Here is a 22,982-nt window from a genome sequence, read left to right as displayed (position 1 = left end):
AAAAACTGTACATTTTAAAAAAAGTTTATTCATTTTATTTGATTTATAATGATGATTATTTTGATAGAATTACAGTTAATTATTCTGCGGCTCCAACACTTGTTTTTTAAAGTTTTTCAATAATTCGAACTTCACCGTCTTTTTCATCCGCAGTTAAACTATTTGATTGTTTTTTAGTATAAACTTGTAAACACCACTTAATGATTTTATTTGTCGGATATAAATCAGCCTGATTCTGTAGCCATTCTTCCGCTTTTTTCGCAGAAGAAGTTTTTTCGATAGCCCAAGCCGAAACGAGTTGATTTGCCGGTAAAAAATTCATTACCGTATTATCTATCTTCGGATTAAAAGTAATGATTTTTTGCAATGATTGCTTTGCATTTTCATTATTACCAAGACTTGTATAACATTGATAATCCAACCAATTCTCCAACCTTTCATCAATATCTTCCTCATACGGTTTACCCACACCTAAATTCGTTGGCCATAACTTTGCTTCTGCTATAAACTGCAATGCTTTTTTGTATTGCTTGTTTTTCATTTCCGTTACCGCCTGCATTAGTTTGGCCTCATGGTACAATTGTCTACCCGCGGTAGCTCCTTCAAAAGGCAAAATTTGCAATTGAGTTAAGAATGTATCCGCATCCGCATATTTTTTGGTAAGCAGGAGTGTTTTTGCATATAACATACCCATGATGTAATTATCTTTATGTCCCTTGTAAAAAGGTTCTACTACAGCCAATGCCTTATCATATTGTTTTTGTACTATAAAATGCTCTGCCAATAATTTAGAGTATCGCCATCCTTGTTTATCCAGTTTAATGGCTTGTTGAAGATCAATCAAAGCTAATTCCGGATTATCTTTCATCAATGCTGCTCTTGCCGCATAAAAAGCTGGATCCGCGGGTTTAGTGCCACATTGCTGGAACAACTCTTTTGCCTTTGCAAGATTATTGCGGTTCCACTCAATCAAGGCCAGATGGTATTTCAATAGCCATTGATCATTTGTTGAAATCAATTTTTCCAACACATCAGCGGTTTCGGCACGGAAAGGAAAACTGATTCCGGGTTGAATCTGGCTCAAATCTACTGCTTTGTTTTCCAGAAATGCTTTCCAATACATTAGTTCCGCATTGGGAACGGCAAGTGAAAACGCTTTTAATACTTCTTCCTTACGATTTAATCGCTGATACCACATTCCTAATTCTAGATATGTTTGTTGTGGCATTTCGTTTTGTATCAGTGAAGTAAAACGTTGTTTTGAGGCTTCGGAATCCTCCGAAAGAAATTTCTCAAAACGAACAAAATGGCTTAAAGGATCAACTGCATAAATTTTATTTAGTATTTCAGTCGCTTTAGAAGTATTGTTTTGCAAACGGTAAATTACTGCCAACAATTGCAAGCTTTCCAAATTGTATTGATTATTCAACAAACTTTTCTCGGCATACTCAATGGCTTTGTCTATTTCATTTTCACAAAAATAAAGTGTACTCAATTCTGTATAAGCGGCAGAGCGGAATTCAACACTGGAAGTGGCAATATCAAAACCATCTTTTGCATCAGCAGTATTTCCTAAATGCAGATTCGCCACGGCATAATAATAATTGGCAGCTGGATCATAGGTGTTAATTGCCAAAGCTTTGCTTGCCATAACAACTGCTTGAGCATACTGAAACTTACGAATTTGCAAAGAGGCCATATCGGATAATGCAGGTACATAATTGGGATCTTTTTTCAAACATGCAGTTAGCTTTTCGGCCGCTTTTATATAATCCCTAAAACTGATATAGTTTTTCACTTGCAGGTATAAACCATATACAGAATTATTGTCGAAATCTTTAGGGATTTCCAGTGGTCGACTTAGGTTCCCATCTTCCGGTGCCGAATTCCAAACCAGTTTATTCTCCCCAATTGCGAGTTTTAAATTGTTTTCATCAACAGAAACCTGAATAGAATCTTTGAATAGTTCCATCGGCTTAACGGAAATATCCTTAGAATACACCACTTTACCATTGTCAAATACAACCAGTTTTTCATCCAACTTTTGCAATGGCGAAAAATAAATTTTCAACCAGCCGTTCTCATTTTTTACATTTACGGAACCATAATTATTCGCTTTTATGAAGCCCTTGGTTTGCTTCACCGGAAACCAATACTCTGTCCAAGAATCCGACTGATACGGCGAAAAAGAGCGGTGTTTAAAAGGTGTGTACATACTGTTTTCGCCAGATTGGTTGAACAATCTGCCACTTTGCACTTCTACATATTGTCCGTCAGTATCCGTTAGTAATTTTTCCCAAATCATTCCTTGCTGTGACAAACCCCAGATCCATATTTTTTTGCCGGGTTTATCATCATGGTTGCTATATCTAGCCATTCCAAAATCTTCGTCATGCCAGTATCCTCCAAAAAAATCAGTGTATTTACCAAACACATGGTATGATTTATAACCCCCAAAATTGTTGTTGTTGTAAAAAGAAAGGTCCTTTCCGTTTTCCTTGTTGATGGGCCAAGAATTATACTCGCCATCGTGACCAAGGTAATTTTTGCCAGGATATATAAATTGCAAATTCCCGGCTGCTTTAATCCCAGTATTCATCCAGGTATAATACGGTTGCTCGAATGCGGTGGCATTAAACCAAAATGAATTGGTGGTAAAATACGCCTTGTCCTTTGGCAAATTGATGTCTAATTTCCAAGAGGTTGGGGTAAGTAAATCCAATACTCCAATGACACAACTCACACTACCATCTTCTCTGGTAATGGTTATATAATCTACTGGCGTGGCACAATTGGGCGTATGCCCTATAATTCCATAATTCCCTTCCACACCACCACTGGTCCAAGGACCTCGCATGGCTATATCACGAAATTTAATCACATGATTGTTGTAAATAAAATCCTTTCCGGTTGATTTCTCAATCGCAGACCAAACCTTACCGCCCACCTCAGGCAAAATTGTCAGTTTAATGTAATCGTTCTCCAGTTCGACCACTTTCCATTCCTTTTGTATGGGTTTGTCTGTAAAACCATCAAATCGGTAATAAGGATAGATTTTTGAGTCCGGCTTCGGAATGGGATCCGGATCAGAAAAAGGATAGGTCGTAAAAACTTTTTTATATTCCCTTACAACAGTATTTTGCTGGGCAATACAAGAGAAACCAAAACTTATTAAAAGGGTTAAAAAAAATTTGTTCATGATATTTTAAATTACGTGGAGTCATTATATTTTTATTCTTCTTTGCGATCAAACGTTATTCGTCATCCTCATCCTCATGTTCTTCCATTTCTAACTTCTTCTCTCTCAAATTCCATGGGTAATTATTCTTTACCTCAATATAATTCTTCAATTCAAAATCACTTTTTCTTCCTTTTGCATCAGTTACTGTTAATTTAACGGAGTACATACCAGGCTTACAAGCCGAATAATTCACAATTGGATTTTCCTCATCGGATGTTGCAGGAATCGCTCCGGGGAATTCCCAATTAAATTTTGCTCCTTTCCCTTTGATTACCGAATTATCATAAAAATATACTTTCATCTGGTCGGAATCTTCTTCGTCCGAATCGGTGCCTTCTACGCCCAATGTTCTTTTCGAAAGCGCAATATTGGCTTTGGGAGCAGTAGTTTCATACAGATCGTGTTCCCAAATACCGCGATAAGTTCCCACCCTTATTTTTTCCTTATCATAATTTAAAGAAATAAAATTGATTGGGGTGTATGGCAAATGTTCCCCAACTGTTTTCCATGTACCTGTATTGCTACTTTTATAAAACAACCCTGGATAACAGCCCAAATAAACACCTTCATTAGTGCCGCGTTGGTAAGCCATTGTTTGAATTTCATTTTTAGGCAAATCCGCAGAGTGGTCATCTGTCCAGCTTTTACCAGCATCTTTTGAGGCCAATATTTTCACTTCATTTTGAAAACCACCTACACCTAAGTATATTTTATGGGGATCTTCATCACTAATTGCAATATCAGGAAATCCATTTTTTTTGGCGACTGCATTGTCGGGAGTGATCTTACTCCAATTTTTACCTCCGTCGGCCGTCATCCAAACCTCATCAGGATGCATACTCCTCTTGTTTCCCACCAACACATACATAAAATCGGGATTTGAAAAACTAACCCTCAACCTTCGGATATAAAAATTCTCTGGGAAGGTTTTCAAGGTATCCAACGTTTTGAAATTGTCTTCTGTTTTAATAACTGAGCAATTTTTAATCTTGCTATGATCACTGTTTTCATTAATAGAATAACTGGTATAAAACAGATTAGGATGAAATTCAATATTCCTATTAGGGATGTATCCAAAACTTACCGGCGATTTTTTAGAAACAGGCTCGTCCCTTAAAGTTGCGGGTAACTTTATTATATAATGGGTATAGGGTGTGGCATATAAAAACCTGTCATTAAAAGGGTTCATCGTTGCACTCATCGCATCGCCACCACCATAGTGATACCAATCTTTTCCGTACAGTTTTTCATTGTAAACCATAGTACCGCTATGATCAACCCCAACCGCCATAACATCCGACTTAAAAGAAGTGCTAAAGCCCCATAAATCCTGTCCGCTAAAACCTTCTACTCGATGATGCAGCCTTGTTTTCATATTCACATATTGCAATCCTCCATCGTTGGCCAACCAGATGTCATCGCCTACGATTTTAGCACATTGCATATCTCCATGAATGGCATAAGTGCCTTGTTTGCGCAATACATTCCATGTTCTACCAGTATCATTACTTATAATATTTCCCGATGCTGCCATTACCATGATATTGGCATCAGTAGGAGATATGGCAAATGAAGTCGCCCAACCCACCTGTTGAAAAGAAGCAGACCAAAATGAATTATCCTTCATATCGAAATCATACTCATTCTTGTTTTCATCTTCACTATAGGGATGAAATAAAGAATAATACTCGTCTATATAGCGATAATTATTGGCTTGTGGCACTAGCTGAAAACTCTGGCCCGCATCAACACTTTCGATAAATGTCCCCACCATTTGATTTTTTAATTCCTGCTTAACAGTCGTTTTTACAGCAGCCTCTCCAAAAATGGTAAGGTATAATTTATCTGGGGCAGCCGGCGAAACTGCCGCTGTAATATCATGCAAACGAACAAGTTTGTTCTTGTCTGGCATACCCTTAGTTATTTCCTCAAAACTTTCTCCACTATTTGTAGAGCGATAGACAAAAAACAACTGCTTGCTTTTTCTGTAAGATCCCCCTAAATAAACTATGTTTTCATTCGTAGGATGAAATTCTATGAACTGTGCGCCAAATCCCTCCAATATGGGTTTCCAACTTACACCTCCGTCGGTTGTTTTATAAACCGTATCCGTATTGGAAGCGATTACCACATTTGGATTTGTTGGAGATACAGAAAGTAATGTAGTGTCATCGCTCCATTGCGCTTTACCTTTAGCATTAAGCTCATCGAGCATGTTTAGATTGGTAAACTTCCATGAAACCCCGTTATCCAACGATTTTAGAATCCCAACCGTAGTGGCAGCATATACTATCTTGTTATTCGAGTGAGCAATTTGAATTTTTTTCACGTTCTCTACCGGCAAATCTAATATTACATTTTTCCAGGTTTCCCCTTTATCGGTAGTACGCCATATACCACTGCTCATGCCTCCCATTATAATCATGTTTGGATTATTCATGGACACATCCAGACTTCGCATTACGCCAAGTCCGGGAGCTTCTACTGAACCAACTGTTTTATGAATACTGAACGGCCCCAACGGTTTCCAGTTTTTATTCTGGGCAATGGATGGGCATATTGCCCCTATAAGCAAAACAAATAATGCTAGTCTATTTTTCATATGTAGATAATATTTGTTTTTCAAAGGAATATGGTATCGCCATTCTCGATTTAAGTTTGTAATTTGGAATCATGGCGATTTCATTGTATGAGATAGATTGATCTATTATTTGATGATTAACAACCATCCCTTTCCTTTGGCAACCGGTAGTTCCGCATTAACAGAAAATTGCTGTGCTGACTGAAAATTCTTAATTTCAGGGATTGTTATTGTAGCCTTAGCAGGATCAATTCCCAGTTTTTTCCAGTCTATATTCAGTTTTACTTTTACATCCTCATCAGCCCAACTTGCGATAGATATCATTGCCGTGCCATTCTTTTTATAAACCGTTGCTAATACCTTGGCATTGCTTGTTTTCACAGGACAATTTTCACTCCAATATCCAATCATTTCTGATCCTTTGATCCCGAAATCATTCCATAATTTCCAGATTGGACGCGGATCGGCATTATCACTCCAAGGCATTCTGTTGGTCATACCGTAAATCATACCACGCCATGCGTTACCACCATCTTGTAGCATTTCGCCCATCAATCCGAAAGGGATTCCGCTTACTTCAGTCAAGAAAAAGTCGGGTTGGTTTTTCTCATAGTCAAAATATTCCCCAAACCATAGTTTATTCAAATATGGAAAATGTTCCATGTATAAATTTGCACTGTTATTAAACCCATCGCTTTTATTGTACTGATTGGCACTGTGTAAATCTAATATTCCAGGATGACCATTTTGTGTCAATACTCTTTTGATACGTTTCATGGTTACTCTATCAAAAGCTACATCATCAAGGTAAACACCATCGACACCTACGTTTTGAGTTAACCAATTCATTCCTTCCACATAATAATTGTGCCAACGGTTCATTCCACTGTTTACTATTGCCGCATCTTTAATTTCGGGAACAAACCATGCGGCAATATAATCGTCTCCTACATGTTCTTGCAACCAACTAAACCCTCCGCCTTTTCCCGGAGAATAAATTTCATGACCCAGACTTCGCAAAGCAAATGTTTCAGGGGCTTTATTCGAAAGCTCTCTTATGGTATTGTAAATTTTTACTTTTAGCCCTTTGCTATGTGCTTCATCGATATAACTTTTCATCTTATCATGTTCGATAAAAGGATAATTGATATATGGATTTATAGGCGTTGCATGATGAATATTCACTATTGTAGCTCCTGTTTTTGCAATGGTATCCAAGTTATTATACTTGTGATAAAATTTGCTGTCCCACTGAAAATCGGTGTTGATAGGGTGGAAGGGGGTAATCAATAAATTGAAATTATAATGCAAGACATCTCCTTTTTTCATGCTTCGGTTTCCACTGTAGGCATTTACCAAAACTGTTTTTCCGTTGGGAAGAATATCAATTCCCCCTTTGTTTCCATTCCCCCAAGAAGCTGGCAAGAGCAATGGTTTTTGTAAATAGAAATTAGTGTTTAAAGGTCGGCTGTATTTTTCATCTCTAAACGAAAATTGCAATCCCGAATTCACGTTCCCAATCCAGGCACCATCTTGATTTTTATTGGCTACATCCCATTTCCATTTAATTGATTCAGGACGTTCACCTCCTTTTTGACCTAATCCCATCAGATATTTAGCAGAAGTAGGCTGCAAAGGCATTTGAAAATTGATATCATTGAAAGTAACATCTTCAAGTGCCGTAATTTTAACGGTGTACGATAAAAAACCATCAAATTCAAGGGTTCCGTTTACCTGCATGTCAACGCCAGTAGCGGTATTGGTACTTTCCCATGATACGGTTCCGGCTTCTTTTTTGGTGAATTTAAAACTGGTGTTTTTCCAATTATTAATTTCTTTTCCGGCATTATCCAATACATGGAATTGTGCAGGAGCTGCTAATATATCATTGGCTTTGGTGCCAATTGAAGTCATTTCGGGTGTGAAAAAAGTTTGAATCTGAGTCGGTAATCCGTTTTTGCTCAAAAGCACTTTTCTTCCCAATAATGAAATCTCCGTTTCTTTTACTTCTAATGGCGTATAGGGTGCAATCACCGTGTTTTCTTGTGCCATTGTAGAATTCAACCATTTTAATCGGGCCATTTTTTCGGGTTGGTCGATGCCACCATTGTGAGTTACACCTTCATTCACCACTAAATGAAGAGTAACCGCTTGGGTGGCACCTCCCGAAGTAACCAAAACTTCACCAACATAATCTCCAGCCTGGGTGCTTTCTGGAACATCAATTCCGCACCACAAGGCTTGTACTTTGCCTTTTAATACATTTACCGTATTCGAAAAAACAGTACCGTCATATTTTACCCCATCGGTATTGATACAACTTATGTTTTTTGCTGCAATTGTTTTTCCTGCTGCATTTTTTAAATCCGAAAAAGTAACTTTTACATTGTTTAAATCTTGTAAAGCATAAACACCCAACTGAAAAGCCAAATATTCTCCTCTTAATGCTGTATCTGTGAACGTATTTTGAACTCCCTTGTCAATCCAACGCTTTGGTAAATCTTTTTGCATTCGGATAGAATTCAGTCGATCTTCCGGGAAAACCAAGAATGCTTTTCCTTTATTTTGTGCCATTACATTTTGTGTTTCGGCAGCTGTAGCAATCACTTCCATAGGATAAAAACTATTGAAATCGTTGACACTTTGGATTTCTGAAACGCTACAATTCGCTTTTAAATCGGTTTTTACTTTCGACAACCAGGCCGCATCGGCAGTGTTTTGCGGTTTAGCGTAAACCCCTTTTGGGTAGTAGACACCAAGTCCTTCGTCTATGTATGGCAAATAATACACATAGTAGGTTCCTTTACCCGAAACCGGTTCAAAAAAAACAGTACCCGATTCCCGATTTACATTCTCAGAAATCACATTTAGAATGTCTTTGCCCGTTTTGGCATCCTGTACTATGATGCGTTTTTGATCTGGATTTTCGTCTCTTCTTCTCCATTCGATCGTGGTTTTGGCAACCGTTCCGCTACCGGAAAACTGTACTATCGCACGATGATTTCCCAGTAAATCTGGATTCCAACTGTTGTTTCCGTCGGTGTACTTTAGCTCTTGTGCACGTAAAGCACCAGTTGTTATAAAAAGACAAAGAGCAAATAAGCTACTTATAAAAAATCTCGGTTTTGAGTTGTTTTGCATGATTCTGTTTTTCAAAAGGGTATGTAGAATAGTAATAGATTGTTGTATAAAACTTTAATAAATAGCTTCCCAACCTTGTTTTTTCCAATATTCAATAATGGGTTTAAAAGGCCCTAATCTATGTTGTTTTTCGGTAAAAGGATCACTAAAAGGAGCATGGGCATAATCTATAGCTTTTGCCTTTGGATCTGGATAGTCCAGTGTTTTAGGATTTGTTCTAGAATGAACGGAGTCATCATTAACATAAGCCGCAATGTCGAGTGCTTGTGCATCGGTCAAATACGGTTTGCCAACGGATACTTTATCAAAAGGCATATTTCCTTTTAACCATTGCGCTTGTTTGATAACTCTATGCATACTCGAACCGGGTTGGTAGGCATATTTACCCCATAAAGGTGGATATACATAACCAGATTTATCGGCATTGAATATTCCTTGCCCGTCATTTCCGTGACAACGAACACAATTTTCGGCATAAAGTGCTTTTCCTCTCTCAGGACTTGCCGCTACATCTGGAAATTCAATTTTAAAGTTTTTGGATCCTTTAAATAAACTGTCTTTGGGTACAAACTTGCTAATCCATTTAAAATAAGACAAGAAAGCTACCATTTCATCACTGTCTAATGGCAATGGTTTACCAGAATGAGGACGCATGATGCAATTGTTTACCCTTTCGGCAAGAGTAAGAACTTTATCTTCTCTACCACGATATTGTGGGTAATTGTCGTGTGATGACATTAAATTGAAGGAATATGGTTTGGTTCCCGCATCTTGATGGCAATTGGTACAATTCATTTTATTGCCCAAATATTTTCCATTAATTCCTTCTGGTCCAATATAATAAGACGTTCTTAGCATCAATTCTCTTCCGTAACGCACCGATTCGCCAAACTTATCATTTGGGATTTTTGAAGTATCAATGGTGATATAAGACTCTTCTTCCGCAACTTCTTTTGCCATCGTATTAGCCGAAGATGAATTACAAGAATTAAAAATCACTATTGGCAAAGCAAAAAGGATTCCGATTGCAACTATTTTTTTCATTCTAATAAGGTATTAAATTCAGGTATTTATAAAGTTATTCCAATTGAAACAGCTCTTCCCTTTTGGTTATTTTTTAATTCAAAAGAAACGGTTTGAGTTTATCTTCTGGGATAAACTTTACCCTGTAAGGTGGAATTTCGGACTCTAAAGTCCAAAGTAGCACTCCTTTTTTATTGGTTAGAACGGTAATATGTCTTTTGGAACAACAAGCCAATAGGGTTTCTTTGTCAATCATATAGGCACTTCCCATTCTGTCATTGTAGATTTCTTTGGGTAATTCAATATGAAAATCTAATGCTACTTTATTGCTTTTCTCATCTACATTCATGGCAAAAACCGAAGATTGTTTTTTGTCGACTCCATTGTCAAAAAATAATAAACTTCCTTCTTGATTAATGTGTGCCGCGTGGGCTTGTGAAAAATTGCAATTGGCAGGCATTGCAATTGTTCCGCCTTTTCCTATTTTCCAAATTACTTTTCCGGTTTTGGCATTTACTTTCCAAATTTGACCGTTATTATAAAATGAAATAATAAAATTGCCGTCTTTGTCATAATTCAAGCTGTTGGCATGCATCCAATCCTTTTTGGTTTTCAACAATGCTTTATCTTTCATCGGGTCTAAATCGTCAAAAACACTCCATTTCCAGAGTTGTTTTCCTTTTTTATCCAAAATAAGAATTCCGTCACCGTTGATGGTATCTTTCTTTTTGCCACCTATCGCGGATAAGTCGGTTATTCTTTCATCGACAAACAAAGTCACGATTTCGTTGGTCGATTTCTTTATAATTTCATGATGAATGACTTGCTTTAAATCGCCTTGACCTTTTCTAATGTGCGTGAGCGTATCACCTTGCAAATTAATTTCTAAAATCTCGCTGCCATAGCTCGTTGGTTCATCATTTTTTCCAAGTATAGAAATAATGCTTTGATCATCGGTAAAACAGGAAACTTTAAATCCAGTTCCTTCTACTGTATGATACCATCTCAGATTTCCTTTATAATCTACTAGGTAAACGGTACCCGGAGTTTCTCTTTTGCTTAAAAGTAAAAACCCTTTTTTGAAATTTTCAGGTATTAAATTGGGTTTTGGACAATTGGCTTTGAATTGTTTTTGCAACCATTCCGGCAACTGTCTGGATTTGAAAGCATAGACTTTACTTATGTTTTTTACATCATCCTGAATCGTCACAACCTGATAGTTGTATTTAGTATCAGGACTGATGGAGCAAAGCACAAGAGAATGTTTTTTGCCACTAGGTGTTGTCAAAGAAGTCATTTTACCTTTACTTCCAATTGCCTCACGCCAATATTCTACATATACCTTTGCATCAGTACTTGTAGTAACATCGATTTGAATCTTCAATTCGTTGTTACTATGAGTTCCGACGTTGATAGTAGTAACACAATTGCCTTGATTCTTGGAACAACTAACCATTACCAAAAGGGTAAAAATCAAAATGCCTTTAACTATTAAACTCTTAATCATTTTATGGTGTTTTTATAAAACTACTATTTTTTTTTATATAAAAATCAAGAATATAACAGCATCAATGCTGACGACATTACATTCTTGATTTATATAAACCTATTACTATTTACTGTCTATCGGCGTTACTTAACTTTGGGTTAAGATCTACCTGACTTTGAGGGTAGGTATAATATTTGTTTTGAGGCATCTTGATTGGAGCGCCTTCTCCTACTCTGGTATGGTATGCATTTACAAGAACATCATATTTATTCATTCTGATTAAATCGGCACGACGTTTTCCTTCGTAGAAAAGTTCCCATCCTCTTTCTTGCAAAATAGCATCCCTTAAAGTAGCTTGATTGTAATCTGCTAAAACCAATAGCTTAGCATGAGATCTTGCTTTAACCTGATTAATAAGGTCAATCGCTTCGCCAGTTGGCCCGCTAATCTCGTTTAATGCTTCCGCTCTGCTCAACAAAACATCGGCATAACGCAATATGTTAACACTATGACCATCGTAATAGGTTTGCGTTTCATCATCTGCATATTTTCTGGTGGCTACATCCTGCATATAAAATTCGCCTTCAGGAGGTTCGGCCCCCATAGTAGGTGCTTGTCTATATAATAAGTCATCGATTCCTACATATTCTGGAAAGAAACATTGTTTTCTCTCGTCTTCGTTACCAAAAGTATTATAGAAATCCCAGTTTACAGTATAATACTGCCATCTGTTTTGTACTACTGGATGATTTACTGGACCAAAGTGATTTAGCAATTCCGTTCCATTAGTATTAGCATCGCTAAGGGAGGAAAAGATGTTTTCTTGACACCATTTATTATTTTCTTTGAACAATCCTAAATAAGATGGATAAAGACTGTATTGATTTAAGCTCATTACTTGTTGTGTAAGATCGACTACTTGTTGCCAATTATGGCTTCTCATATACAATTTTGCCAATAATGTTAGTGCCGCACCTTTGGTAGCACGCCCTACATCATTACTTCCATAAATAGCATTGTCTTGATAATTAACAGGCAATACACTGGCAGCTTCATTCAAATCTTTAATCAAAAAAGCATCAATATCTTCAACCGATGTTGGAGGCGTTTGCGATAAATAATCAGGACTTGCCAAATTATCCTCTGTAATCAAAATTACGGGTCCCCAAGAATCCGTTAAATCCATATAAGCCGAAGCTCTTAGAAATTTTGATTCGGCGATGAATTGTGTTTTTTCAGCATCCGAGATCCCTGTCATTGGGGTAATGTAATAAATCGCATTGTTGGCATTGGCAACCAACTTATACATAGAAGTCCAATCTTCCTCAAGTAGACCATTGGCCGAATTCCAAGTACCTAAAAACAATTGTCCTGGATCCCCATCAAATTGACAATGACCTAAATCTGTTGCAATATCTGTTAACGCAAAATGCCGTGTTGCCCAATATGAAAAGTTATCACCCACTGATGGTCCTTTTAGTCTGGCATATACTGAATTTACAGCCGCCATCGCATCCGACTTTGTTTGATACCCATTGGTATTGGTCAAACTACTGTATACTTTAGGGTCAAGATCTTGATTGCAAGAAAATTGTATTCCTGCGGTTAGTATTAGAAATAGTATAGAATATTTTTTCATTTTAATTAAATTTAATGTTAGTTAAAAAAGCTTTTTAGACTAATGAATGGTAACTTTTACACCCAAAACAAAACTTCTGGAAGCTGGGAATGAGTTGAAATCTATTCCACCTCCTAGATTGTTATTTGAATGCCCATTAACTTCAGGATCATTACCAGAATAGTTTGTCAACGTTAATAAATTCTGACCAGTAGCATACAATCGGATACTATCAATAAATTTAGCTTGTCTTAATGCACTCTCTGGAATAGAATATCCAATAGACACGTTTTTTAAACGAACATAAGAAGCTTCTTTAACAAATTTTGAATTTACATAACTACCATATTTACTTTTGTAATACCCATCTCTTGGAATATCGGTATCTTCATTTGTACCGGCAACCCAACGGTCTAATGCGGCTGTACCGGTACTTGATTCAGCTACCATTGCGGTCATGTTGTACACGGAATAATCAAATGCTCCTTGAAAAAAGATATTCAAATCAAAATTTCCATATCTAAAATCATTCCCAAATCCTGCGATATAATGTGGTGTAGAATTCCCTAAATAGGTTCTATCATCTGGTGTAATTTTTCCATCTCCATTTAAATCTGAATATTTAGGATCTCCCGGTTTAGAATTTGGTTGTGGCGAATAAACCTCTCCTGTTTTTACCACTCCAGCATATTCATAACCATATAGCACCCCCATTTCTTTTCCTGGCTCTAATCTTGTAAACTCTTGTACTGAAGTAAATGCACTTGGATTAGATGTCTTTACACTTATAATTTTAACATTATCAGAAAGCGACACTACCTCTTGTTTGTTGTAAGCAATATTAAAAGTCGATTTCCAAGAGAAATTTTCATTTCTTATATTATCATAACTTAAACCAAATTCTATCCCTTTATTTTCAATAACTCCTGTATTGATTCTTTGAGTGTCAAAACCCCACCAATCTCCAACAGGCACGTTCAAAAGCGCATCACTGGTTGTTTTTTTGTACACATCAATGGTTGCATTCAATCTTCCGTCAAGAAAACCCATATCCAAACCTAAATCTGTTTGAGCTGTTTCTTCCCATTTTAAATTGGGATTTGCTAAATTAGCGGGTTCAGTACCCGGAACAAAATCATCTGGTGCAATAATAACACCCCAAGATCTTAGTCTACTCATATAAGCATAATCTCCAATACCATCATTACCCGTAATACCATAACTGGCTCTTAGTTTTAGTTCTGAAAAAGCATTTAAATTTTGTACAAATGATTCGTTCGAAAGTTTCCATGCAATAGCCCCAGACGGGAATGTTCCATATTGATTGTTGGGACCGAATCGAGAAGATCCATCTCTTCTTATGGTAAAAGAAGCCAAATACTTATCGGCAAAAGCATAATTCAATCTACCGAAATAAGACGTAAGTTTTGTCTCCGACTTAAAACTTTCTGGTTTTGAATACACAGAGGCACCTCCAAGATCATGATAGGTTAACAAATCATTAGAAAAACCAGTGCCGGAAGCTTTTAATTGTTCATAGGTGTCTTTTTGATTGGAAGTCCCTATCATTGCTGTAAAAGCATTTTCCCCTGTAGCAAATTTATAGGTTAAATATTGCTCTGTACTCCATCTAAAATAGGATTTATTTTCTTCTGAGGCAACACCTTTTAAAGCAGCTCCGGCAACTAGTGTGCTCGGAGTATATTTTCCTTCTATGTTTTCTTGAAACTCAGCACCTGCTCCAAAATGGTACGTTAAGTTTTTAATAATTTCATAATCAAGAAACATACTTGCATTGACCAATCTATTGGTGATATTATCTGTAGGTTCCAACAAAAGAGCTAATGCATTATCTTTTCCTTGGTATTTATAATACGTCCCATCTGGGTTATAAATTGGAATAGACGGGGGAGCAGTCTGTATGGCATTTATAGGAGATAAAATATTATCATCATAATTACTATTGTTTCCATTGCTTACAGAACCATAAAAATTAGTGCCTATATTTAATTTCTCACTAAACTTTTTCTCCCCACCCATTCGTACAGAGAATTTTTCGAAATCAGTGTTTTGCAACGCTCCCGTTTGGTCTATATAATTTCCAGAAAGATAAAATTTAGACACTTTATCGCTTCCACTAAATGAAATTGTTCCATTTCTTACATAACCTTGACGGGTTGCTGCGTCAAACCAATTGGTATTTGCAATTGGAAAACTTACAGGAAAAACAGGTGGTTTATTATTTTCGGCAGCAATTGCATTTTGAATATCAGCATATTGTTGTCCATTCAATAAAGAGGGAGCTTCAATTATATTCTGAAAACCATTCGACAAATCGGCTTCAATTTGCATTTTTCCAGATTTTCCTTTTTTAGTGGTAATCAATATTACCCCATTTCCTCCTCTGGCACCATAAATAGCCGTAGAAGAAGCATCTTTTAAAACCTGAATATTTTCGATATCGTTCGGACTAATCGATCCACCGGTACTCGTAATAAATCCATCTACCACATACAATGGGGCATTAGAATTGTTGATGGAGTTCCCTCCTCTAATAATAACTGAAGGGGTGCTTCCCGGAGCAAAATTATTTTGCTGCACTTGAATCCCTGAGGCACGTCCTTGTAAAGCTTGACCAACATTGGCCACGGTTCCTCCTAAGTTTAAGTTATCCTTACTAATGGAACTCACAGAACCGGTAAGGTCACTTTTCTTTTGTTTACCATATCCAACTACGATTACCTCATTCATTTTAAGTCCTTCCTCTTTCAAAACGACAGTTACAAAACCTCCTGTTGCTTTTACTTCTCTGGTTTCCTTTCCGATAAAAGAAATCACTAAAGTAACTGTAGCTTCTGGGGCATCAATTGCAAAAGAACCATCTAGATCAGTCTGAACCGATTCGGTGCTTCCTTTAATGTGAATATTGGCTCCAGATATAGGTAGTCCGTTTTCATCGGTAACCTTTCCTTTGATTTGATTTTGTATGTTTTGGGCATTAATTTCCGTCGGAATATTTATGGTATAACTTTCCGATGCTGACGCTTGCAAGCCCCAGTTGAGCAGTATAATAGTTGTAATTTTGACCACTCTCCCGGAGATCACGTTAAGCCGAAAGTTTTCCGGCTTGTTTTTGGTTATTTCATTCATACTTAATGGTTTTTTGGTTGTTATACGTAATTATTTTTTAATTTATTCCCTTCTCTTTTTTGACCCTGCAATCGAACAAGTCTATTTGAATTTCATTAAAAAAGGGTATTCATTTTGTCTTATTTATGCTGATTTTAAATTCTTAAATTATTTTAAAAATGACAGTTTTTAATTAAATGCACCTTCATTTTAAAAGTTAAAAACGACAATAAAATCATTTTTTTTATTGCTTAAAAATTATAATTCAAACAATATAATTCACAATTCACTGACGAAACTATAGATTATATTTTTATTAAACAAGGAAAATAACAAATATTGTGCTCGAACACACAATATTTCTGTTCTCGAGCACAAAAAAACGGTGTTAAAATGTTTTTTTGTAATACAATTCCAATTGTTTAACAATATAGATCTTTTGGGTTTTAATCTTATTTTTAGGTAAATGATTGAAATACTGATTGAATAATATTAAATTCGCAGGTTCCTTATAGATTGAATAATGATAATGTAATGGAAGGAATACCTAATTAGTGTGTTTTTTTTGTTTTATTTATGGTAAAAATTAACAGTAAATTTATACCCTTAAAACAGTTCGAAAAATGGAGTAATTTTATAATGAGATTAATTGATTTATTTCAACTATATTTCGAAAAAAATGTTTGGAATGGGTTTTAAAGAAATAGTAAATAACATATAAAAATGAATGATGAAATAAAAGAGTACGTAGTGAATTTAATTGAAAAAAATCAGCTGGTTATCTCTGGAAAAGGAGATGATGAGTTGTGGGATTGCGCTATGCCTTTGACTGATTTTTGCTCTCCATGGGATAGTAAAAAACAGTCAGAAATTACTTTTAAGGCACTTTGGGATCGTGAAAATTTATTTTTCAGCTTTACCGTTTTAGATTCATCAATTCACATAGAAAAACTGGACGATAGTATTGATAGTATCAATAATTCAGATAGAGTCGAACTTTTTTTCAGACCCGATATTTCCCTGAATCCATATTACTGTCTGGAAATAGATTCCGCTGCTCGAATAATGGATTTTATCGCTTATCCTAATAAGGATTTCGATTTTAATTGGAGTTGGCCAAAGAATGATATAGTTGTTAAATCATCTGTAAATGAGAATTCTTTTACCGTTGAAGGATCAATAAGCATTCAATCCTTAAAAGATTTTAATTTAATTAAAAACAACAAAATTGAAGTGGGGGTTTTTCGGGCTAAATATTTTAAGGGGCAAAACGGATGTTTTGAACCTACTTGGATCACTTGGGTAAACCCAAATACAGAAACGCCGAATTTTCATATAGCTTCTTCTTTTGGAACCTTTGTTTTAAAAGAATAAATGGAACTATTCAGCCTACACCAAATTCAACTTTGGATTTAAAGAAAAACAGACACAAATTGCACAAATTCACACGAATTGCATTGCAAGATTGATTTTTTTTGTGAAATCTTTCTAAATTTTCATTTTGAATTTGTGTGAATTCGTGCAATTTGTGTCAAATTTTTGTTAGGCTGAATACGAATAAATAAATGCTATTCAATATAATAGTCTGCATTTTCGGAATTTACTATATCAATAGGCAAAAGAATCATCTCCGGAATTTCTTTATTAAAAAGAAAATGTTCCACCAAAGAAGTTATCCCTAGATAAGCTTGTCTTTTTTGATTTTGGTGTATCATAAAATCAATTACGCCTTGATTCAAATACGTTAGATTCTCATCAATCAAATCATATCCAATAAATCCTATTTTTTTATGGGTAACCTCAGTAATTGTTTTGGCTATTTGATATGCTTTGGAAGTGGTAATAAAGATTCCCGATAAATCCGGGTTTTCATTCAGGAAAGTATTGAAATTAATTTCAATATTTGGACTTTTTAATTTTAAGGTCGTGATAGTATATTCTGAATTTTCTTTCTCATCAAAATAATTTCTAAAGCCTCTTTCCTTTTCCTGCATGTGAATAGCATTTTTGTAGGTTTCATCAATATGAATAATCGCAATTTGGCCTTTATCAGAAATAGAATCCAATAATTTTGCGGCTACGCGACCACTTCTAAATAAATCCTGGCCCACAAAACTTTTTACGGATGCAGATTCGACTTGGTTATTGAAGGTGTTTACAATAGTGTTTATAGCATCGTATTTTTGGATAACGGCTACCGTTTCTTTATGGAATAGGGGTGCCAACAAAACAGCATCTGGAGAAAGTTCAATTACGGTATCATTGGTTTCCAAAAACGATTTCTTTTTTTCCGGATCAAAATAAAAGGTCTGAATAACTAAATTGTAGGCCTTAAATTCTTGTATGGCATCATTAATACCCTTTACGCAAGGTAGCCAATAAGGGTCGATTTCAGGATCAGGAAGTACTATACAAATACGGTAAATTTTATTGTTTTTTAAATTTCTGGCAATAAGATTTGGTTCGTAGTCAATTACGTTTAAAACTTCGTTAACTTTTTCAAGGGCTGTTGGAGACACTTTGCCTCTTTTATGCAAGACTCTGTCAACGGTACCCTTAGAAACGCCAGCTAATTTTGCAATATCCTTAATTGTGTATTTTTTATCCATAATGAGCAAATATATAAAAACTTTGGTTTATTTAATTTGTAAGGTTTAATAAACACAGGGCAAACGCTTTTTAAAAAAAGTTAGCCACGAATTGAACAAATTTACACGAAAAATCATCTGTTTTAATTTCACAATTTTGGTTAAAACAGATAAAATTTGTGAAATTCAATTTTAAAAATTAATATAATTTGTGACAATTCGTGAATCCAGATAGGTGCTATCGGGAGTGGCAAAAAAATTTAAACGCGTTTGCCCTGTATCTTTAAGTGAATTTAGCACTATAATTAAATAGTAACCGACTTTGAAGCCGCCAGTTTAAGCTTCGGCATGAACTCTTTATTAAAATATAAATGTAATGGAATGGTATTAGCTGTTTTCAAATTATACTTTTTCAAAACGATCAAATGATTCTGCTAATGTAATAATTGTTTATTTAAAAAAATGTGCTCGACAACATTAAAATAGTGTGTTCGAGCACATTTTTTTGTTTTTTGTTTGGTTTATTAGAATTTAATCTATAGTTTCGTAAAGTTAAAACTAGAAAAAGAGTTTGTTTTATAAATTCGAAACAGTGTAATCAACAGCATTGCAGTGTGTTAATTAAATAAAGAGTGAGAAAAATTATATCAATGGCACCAGGGCGAACCTGTTTATTTGGAGATCATCAAGATTATTTGGGTTTGCCGGTAATTGCATGCGCAATTAATAGAAGTATAAAATTAACTGCAGTGCAAAATGACACGCAGGTTTTTAAATTAAATATGGGAGATATCGATGAAGTCAGAATCATTGATATTCATGCTGACTTTTCGGAATTGGCGCCTCGTGATTATTTTGCGTCTTCATTAAGGGTTTTAAGAAGGCATGGCTGTATTCCAAATGTAGGGTACGATATTACCATAAAAGGCGATATTCCCATCAATTCAGGAACCTCAAGTTCATCGGCTTTGCTACTGGCTTGGATTAATTTTTTGATAACTGCTTACGGAGTAGATGATGAAGTTACACCAGAATTCATTGCGAAAATGGGTTATGCCTCTGAAGTGCTGGAGCATGGGGAGCCGGGCGGAATGATGGATCATTATAGCATAGGAATAGGGAATATTGTCCATATAAATACCAAAGATCCATTTTCGTACACCGTTATTGGAACGGAATTGAAAGGACTGATTACCGGCGTTTCCGGAGTACCCAAAGAAACTATTGGACTGATTGGAGAAATAAAAGGAAATGCTTTGTTGGCAATAGGTATTATAAAACAAAATTTTAAAGATTTTGATTTAAACAAATCCGAAATCGAAGATTTAGATAAATATCGTAATTATTTGCCGGACAGACTGATTCCTTATTTTGAGGCTGCCATCAAAAACTACCATTATACAAAAGAAGCTTTAAAAGAATTTCAAAAACCAATTCTGGATTTAAAAAAAATTGGTGGATTAATGAATGAGCATCATGCTGTTTTAAGGGATTTATTAAAAATAACAGTGCCGAAAATTGATGATATGATTACTGCCGCATTGAAAGCGGGGGCTTATGGTGCCAAAATTGTGGGTTCAGGCGGCGGCGGGAGTATTGTAGTAATTGCAGATCCAGAAAAAGAAGCGCAGGTTGTAGCCGCAATATTGGCCGCAGGCGCAAAAGAAGCTTATGCAGTAACGGTTGATCCTGGAGTAAGGATAATAGAAAAACAGAAAAATTTAAAGAATTAAGTATGCATGACAATTTAATTATTTTAGCGGGTGGAGCTTCTTCACGAATGAAAAAAGAAATTTCATTAGATAATCTAACTCCTGAAGAAATTGCCCAAGCTAACGAAAGAAGCAAAGGATTGATAGGAGTTGGCCCAAACGGAAGACCATTATTGGATTATCTTTTATTGAATGCTAAAAAAGCGGGATATAAAAACATCATCATCATTATAGGAGAACAGGGAGATTTGTTTAAAGAATTTTACGGAAGTAAAAACAAAAACAATGATTTTCACGGGTTAAATATTTCTTTCGCAATTCAATATATTCCCCAAGGTAGAATAAAACCATTTGGCACCGCCGACGCATTATTTCAAGCTGTCGAACAGTATCCTGAATTGAATTCCCAAGATTATTCCGTTTGTAATAGTGATAATTTGTATTCTAAAGATGCCTTATATGCGCTTAGGGAAACCAAAAGCCTAAATGCTTTTATAAGCTATGATAGGGATGCAATGGAATTTCCGTCAGAACGAATTTCGCGTTTTGCCATTGCAAAACTCAATGGTGATAATCAATTATTGGATATTCTGGAAAAACCTGCCGCAGATATTCTAGACAGCTACAAAGATGCCGAAGGGAAATTGAGAGTAAGCATGAATGCTTTTAAATTTAATGGAGCGCTTTTATATCCTTACTTAAAAAACTGTCCCGTTCATCCGGAAAGAGAGGAGAAGGAATTGCCTACCGTACTTTTAAACGCAATAAAAGAGCATCCTAATACTACATTAGGAATCCCTTTTTCTGAACACGTTCCCGACTTAACGGCAAAAGAAGATATAGCCGAAGTGAAAGAATATTTAAAAAAACAGTATCCCCAATTAGATTGGAATGAATAATAACCTAAAAGAAAGATAAGAAAAATCAGTGAAAAGCACTTCTATTTTTTTTTCTAGTAACTAAACCACACTAGATTATGAAGGTTTTATACTGTTTTATAAAGTTGCAAGCTGAATTTAACTATTACTATAAAAAACTACAACATGTCAGAAATTAAAAACGCAATGCATGCCAATCAGGAAAATGCATTAATTCCAATGGTTATTTTAACCGCATTATTTTTTATTTTAGGGTTCGTAACTTGGTTGAATGGACCATTAATTCCGTTTTTTGAATTGGCTTGCGAATTGACTCAATCTCAGGCCTATTTTGTGGCTTTTGCCTTTTATATTGCTTATTTTGTTATGGCAATCCCATCCTCTTGGGTAATAGAAAAAGTAGGCTATAAAAATGGAGTTTCGTTAGGACTACTTGTAATTGCCCTTGGAGCATTTATGTTTTATCCCGCTGCTGAGACTCGAACTTTCATCTTATTTCTGGTCGCTTTGTTTGTTATGGGGACCGGTTTGGCTATTTTGCAAACTGCGGCAAATCCTTATGTAGTGGTAATTGGGCCCAGAGAAAGTGCAGCAGCAAGAATTAGCGTACTAGGGATTGCCAATAAATTAGCGGGATTTATTGCGCCGCTAGTGTTAACAGCTTTGGTGTTATCAAATATGCAAGATTACACAGCCGACAAAATTGCTGCTCTTGATGCTATAGCCAAATCGAAAGCATTAGACACACTTGCTTTGCAATTACAAACTCCCTATCTTTATATGGGGTTTATCATCATCATTTTAGCAGTGTTTGTTAAATTATCTCCTCTGCCGGAAATTGATTTAGATGAAGATGGAAATGTGGCTCATTTAAGTGTTTTTAAGCAAATTATAAATGCTCTTAAATATCCCCAATTAGTTTTGGGTGTTATAACATTAATGTTATATCTGGCTGCAGAGGTTTTGGCTGGAGATTCGATTGGGGTATTTGGTAAACAATTAGGGGTTTATGGTGAGAATGGTAATTTTTATCTAAAACTGACTTCATTTACCATGACAGCAATGGTGATAGGATATATTTTAGGTATTGCACTAATACCAAAATATGTTTCCCAGGTTATGGCATTAAAAGTTTCAGGTATTTTAGGTTTAATTTTAGTACTATTAATTGTAACGATATCTCCTAATGTAATGATTCAATTACCTGGAATTCCAGTTTTACCATTGGTGATACTATTGGTAGCTCTTATGGGACTTGCCAATGCGCTTTGTTGGCCGGCAATTTGGCCAATGGCTCTTCAGGATTTAGGTGGATATACAAAAATAGCAAGCGCTATATTAATAATGGGAATTATTGGTGGGGCGATTTTTCCGTTAATCTATGGTTCATGGGCGGAAACTATTAATCTGGCTAATGAAGCAAATGGTATTGCAAAAACGGCAAAAAGTGGGAATCAAATTGCTTATTTGATTTTATTGCCTTCTTATTTAATGATTATATTTTATGCCTTTAAAGGGCATAAATACAGAAGTTGGTCGCGATCCCGATCATTATCGGGGCAGATTGAGTTAATTAAATAAA

General features: G+C 35.7%; 12 protein-coding genes. 4 read left to right on the top strand and 8 right to left on the bottom strand.

The genetic code is table 11. The features are described from left to right. Positions 1–106 precede the first annotated feature (106 nt). The 7 genes from DB891_RS02140 to DB891_RS02110 form a co-directional block, all read right to left on the bottom strand. On the bottom strand, positions 107–3,199 hold the full coding sequence (locus tag DB891_RS02140; protein WP_116760096.1) for a DUF5107 domain-containing protein: 3,093 nt from the start codon (positions 3,197–3,199) through the stop codon (positions 107–109). 55 nt (positions 3,200–3,254) lie between these two features. Further along, on the bottom strand, positions 3,255–5,843 hold the full coding sequence (locus DB891_RS02135; RefSeq protein WP_116760094.1) for a PKD domain-containing protein: 2,589 nt from the start codon (positions 5,841–5,843) through the stop codon (positions 3,255–3,257). A gap of 105 nt (positions 5,844–5,948) precedes the next feature. Next, positions 5,949–8,963, bottom strand: a complete 3,015-nt coding sequence (locus DB891_RS02130) for a glycoside hydrolase domain-containing protein (RefSeq protein WP_223256028.1) — start codon at positions 8,961–8,963, stop codon at positions 5,949–5,951. Between the two features lie 54 nt (positions 8,964–9,017). Beyond that, positions 9,018–10,007: a c-type cytochrome gene (locus DB891_RS02125; protein WP_116760092.1), complete on the bottom strand. Its 990-nt coding sequence runs from the start codon at positions 10,005–10,007 to the stop codon at positions 9,018–9,020. A 73-nt stretch (positions 10,008–10,080) separates the two neighbouring features. Further along, positions 10,081–11,493: an aryl-sulfate sulfotransferase gene (locus tag DB891_RS02120; RefSeq protein WP_116760090.1), complete on the bottom strand. Its 1,413-nt coding sequence runs from the start codon at positions 11,491–11,493 to the stop codon at positions 10,081–10,083. 109 nt (positions 11,494–11,602) lie between these two features. Then, positions 11,603–13,114, bottom strand: a complete 1,512-nt coding sequence (locus DB891_RS02115; RefSeq protein WP_116760088.1) for a RagB/SusD family nutrient uptake outer membrane protein — start codon at positions 13,112–13,114, stop codon at positions 11,603–11,605. A gap of 39 nt (positions 13,115–13,153) precedes the next feature. After that, positions 13,154–16,243, bottom strand: coding sequence for a SusC/RagA family TonB-linked outer membrane protein (locus DB891_RS02110; protein ID WP_116760086.1), 3,090 nt, complete (start codon positions 16,241–16,243; stop codon positions 13,154–13,156). Between the two features lie 702 nt (positions 16,244–16,945). On the opposite strand from DB891_RS02110, the gene DB891_RS02105 reads away from it, so the two are divergent. Further along, positions 16,946–17,596 (top strand): sugar-binding protein, encoded by a 651-nt coding sequence (locus DB891_RS02105; RefSeq protein WP_116760084.1) that lies wholly within the window; start codon positions 16,946–16,948, stop codon positions 17,594–17,596. Positions 17,597–17,790: 194 nt separating this feature from the next. Here the strand turns inward: DB891_RS02105 and DB891_RS02100 are convergent, their stop codons facing one another. Continuing rightward, positions 17,791–18,831 (bottom strand): LacI family DNA-binding transcriptional regulator, encoded by a 1,041-nt coding sequence (locus DB891_RS02100; RefSeq protein ID WP_116760082.1) that lies wholly within the window; start codon positions 18,829–18,831, stop codon positions 17,791–17,793. A 629-nt stretch (positions 18,832–19,460) separates the two neighbouring features. Here DB891_RS02100 and DB891_RS02095 point away from each other — a divergent pair. The 3 genes from DB891_RS02095 to DB891_RS02085 all read left to right on the top strand — a co-directional run bounded on the left by DB891_RS02095 (position 19,461) and on the right by DB891_RS02085 (position 22,981). Continuing rightward, entirely contained in the window at positions 19,461–20,543 is a 1,083-nt protein-coding gene (locus tag DB891_RS02095; protein WP_223256027.1) for a mevalonate kinase family protein, read from the top strand. 2 nt (positions 20,544–20,545) lie between these two features. Further along, positions 20,546–21,421, top strand: a complete 876-nt coding sequence (locus DB891_RS02090) for a sugar phosphate nucleotidyltransferase (protein ID WP_116760078.1) — start codon at positions 20,546–20,548, stop codon at positions 21,419–21,421. Between the two features lie 144 nt (positions 21,422–21,565). Beyond that, positions 21,566–22,981 (top strand): sugar MFS transporter, encoded by a 1,416-nt coding sequence (locus DB891_RS02085; RefSeq protein ID WP_223256026.1) that lies wholly within the window; start codon positions 21,566–21,568, stop codon positions 22,979–22,981. Position 22,982: the final 1 nt, after the last annotated feature.

Source organism: Flavobacterium laiguense (genome assembly GCF_003097655.1).
Lineage (GTDB): Bacteria > Bacteroidota > Bacteroidia > Flavobacteriales > Flavobacteriaceae > Flavobacterium > Flavobacterium laiguense.
This window is presented reverse-complemented; position numbering and strand designations above follow the sequence as displayed.

Excerpts from the sequence above, each read along its gene's own strand:
- DB891_RS02130 (WP_223256028.1), bottom strand. The coding sequence starts at position 8,963 with ATGCAAAACAACTCAAAACCGAGATTTTTTATAAGTAGCTTATTTGCT.
- DB891_RS02125 (WP_116760092.1), bottom strand. The coding sequence starts at position 10,007 with ATGAAAAAAATAGTTGCAATCGGAATCCTTTTTGCTTTGCCAATAGTG.
- DB891_RS02120 (WP_116760090.1), bottom strand. The coding sequence starts at position 11,493 with ATGATTAAGAGTTTAATAGTTAAAGGCATTTTGATTTTTACCCTTTTG.
- DB891_RS02135 (WP_116760094.1), bottom strand. The coding sequence starts at position 5,843 with ATGAAAAATAGACTAGCATTATTTGTTTTGCTTATAGGGGCAATATGC.
- DB891_RS02140 (WP_116760096.1), bottom strand. The coding sequence starts at position 3,199 with ATGAACAAATTTTTTTTAACCCTTTTAATAAGTTTTGGTTTCTCTTGT.
- DB891_RS02090 (WP_116760078.1), top strand. The coding sequence starts at position 20,546 with ATGCATGACAATTTAATTATTTTAGCGGGTGGAGCTTCTTCACGAATG.
- DB891_RS02100 (WP_116760082.1), bottom strand. The coding sequence starts at position 18,831 with ATGGATAAAAAATACACAATTAAGGATATTGCAAAATTAGCTGGCGTT.
- DB891_RS02115 (WP_116760088.1), bottom strand. The coding sequence starts at position 13,114 with ATGAAAAAATATTCTATACTATTTCTAATACTAACCGCAGGAATACAA.
- DB891_RS02095 (WP_223256027.1), top strand. The coding sequence starts at position 19,461 with ATGGCACCAGGGCGAACCTGTTTATTTGGAGATCATCAAGATTATTTG.
- DB891_RS02110 (WP_116760086.1), bottom strand. The coding sequence starts at position 16,243 with ATGAATGAAATAACCAAAAACAAGCCGGAAAACTTTCGGCTTAACGTG.
- DB891_RS02105 (WP_116760084.1), top strand. The coding sequence starts at position 16,946 with ATGAATGATGAAATAAAAGAGTACGTAGTGAATTTAATTGAAAAAAAT.
- DB891_RS02085 (WP_223256026.1), top strand. The coding sequence starts at position 21,566 with ATGTCAGAAATTAAAAACGCAATGCATGCCAATCAGGAAAATGCATTA.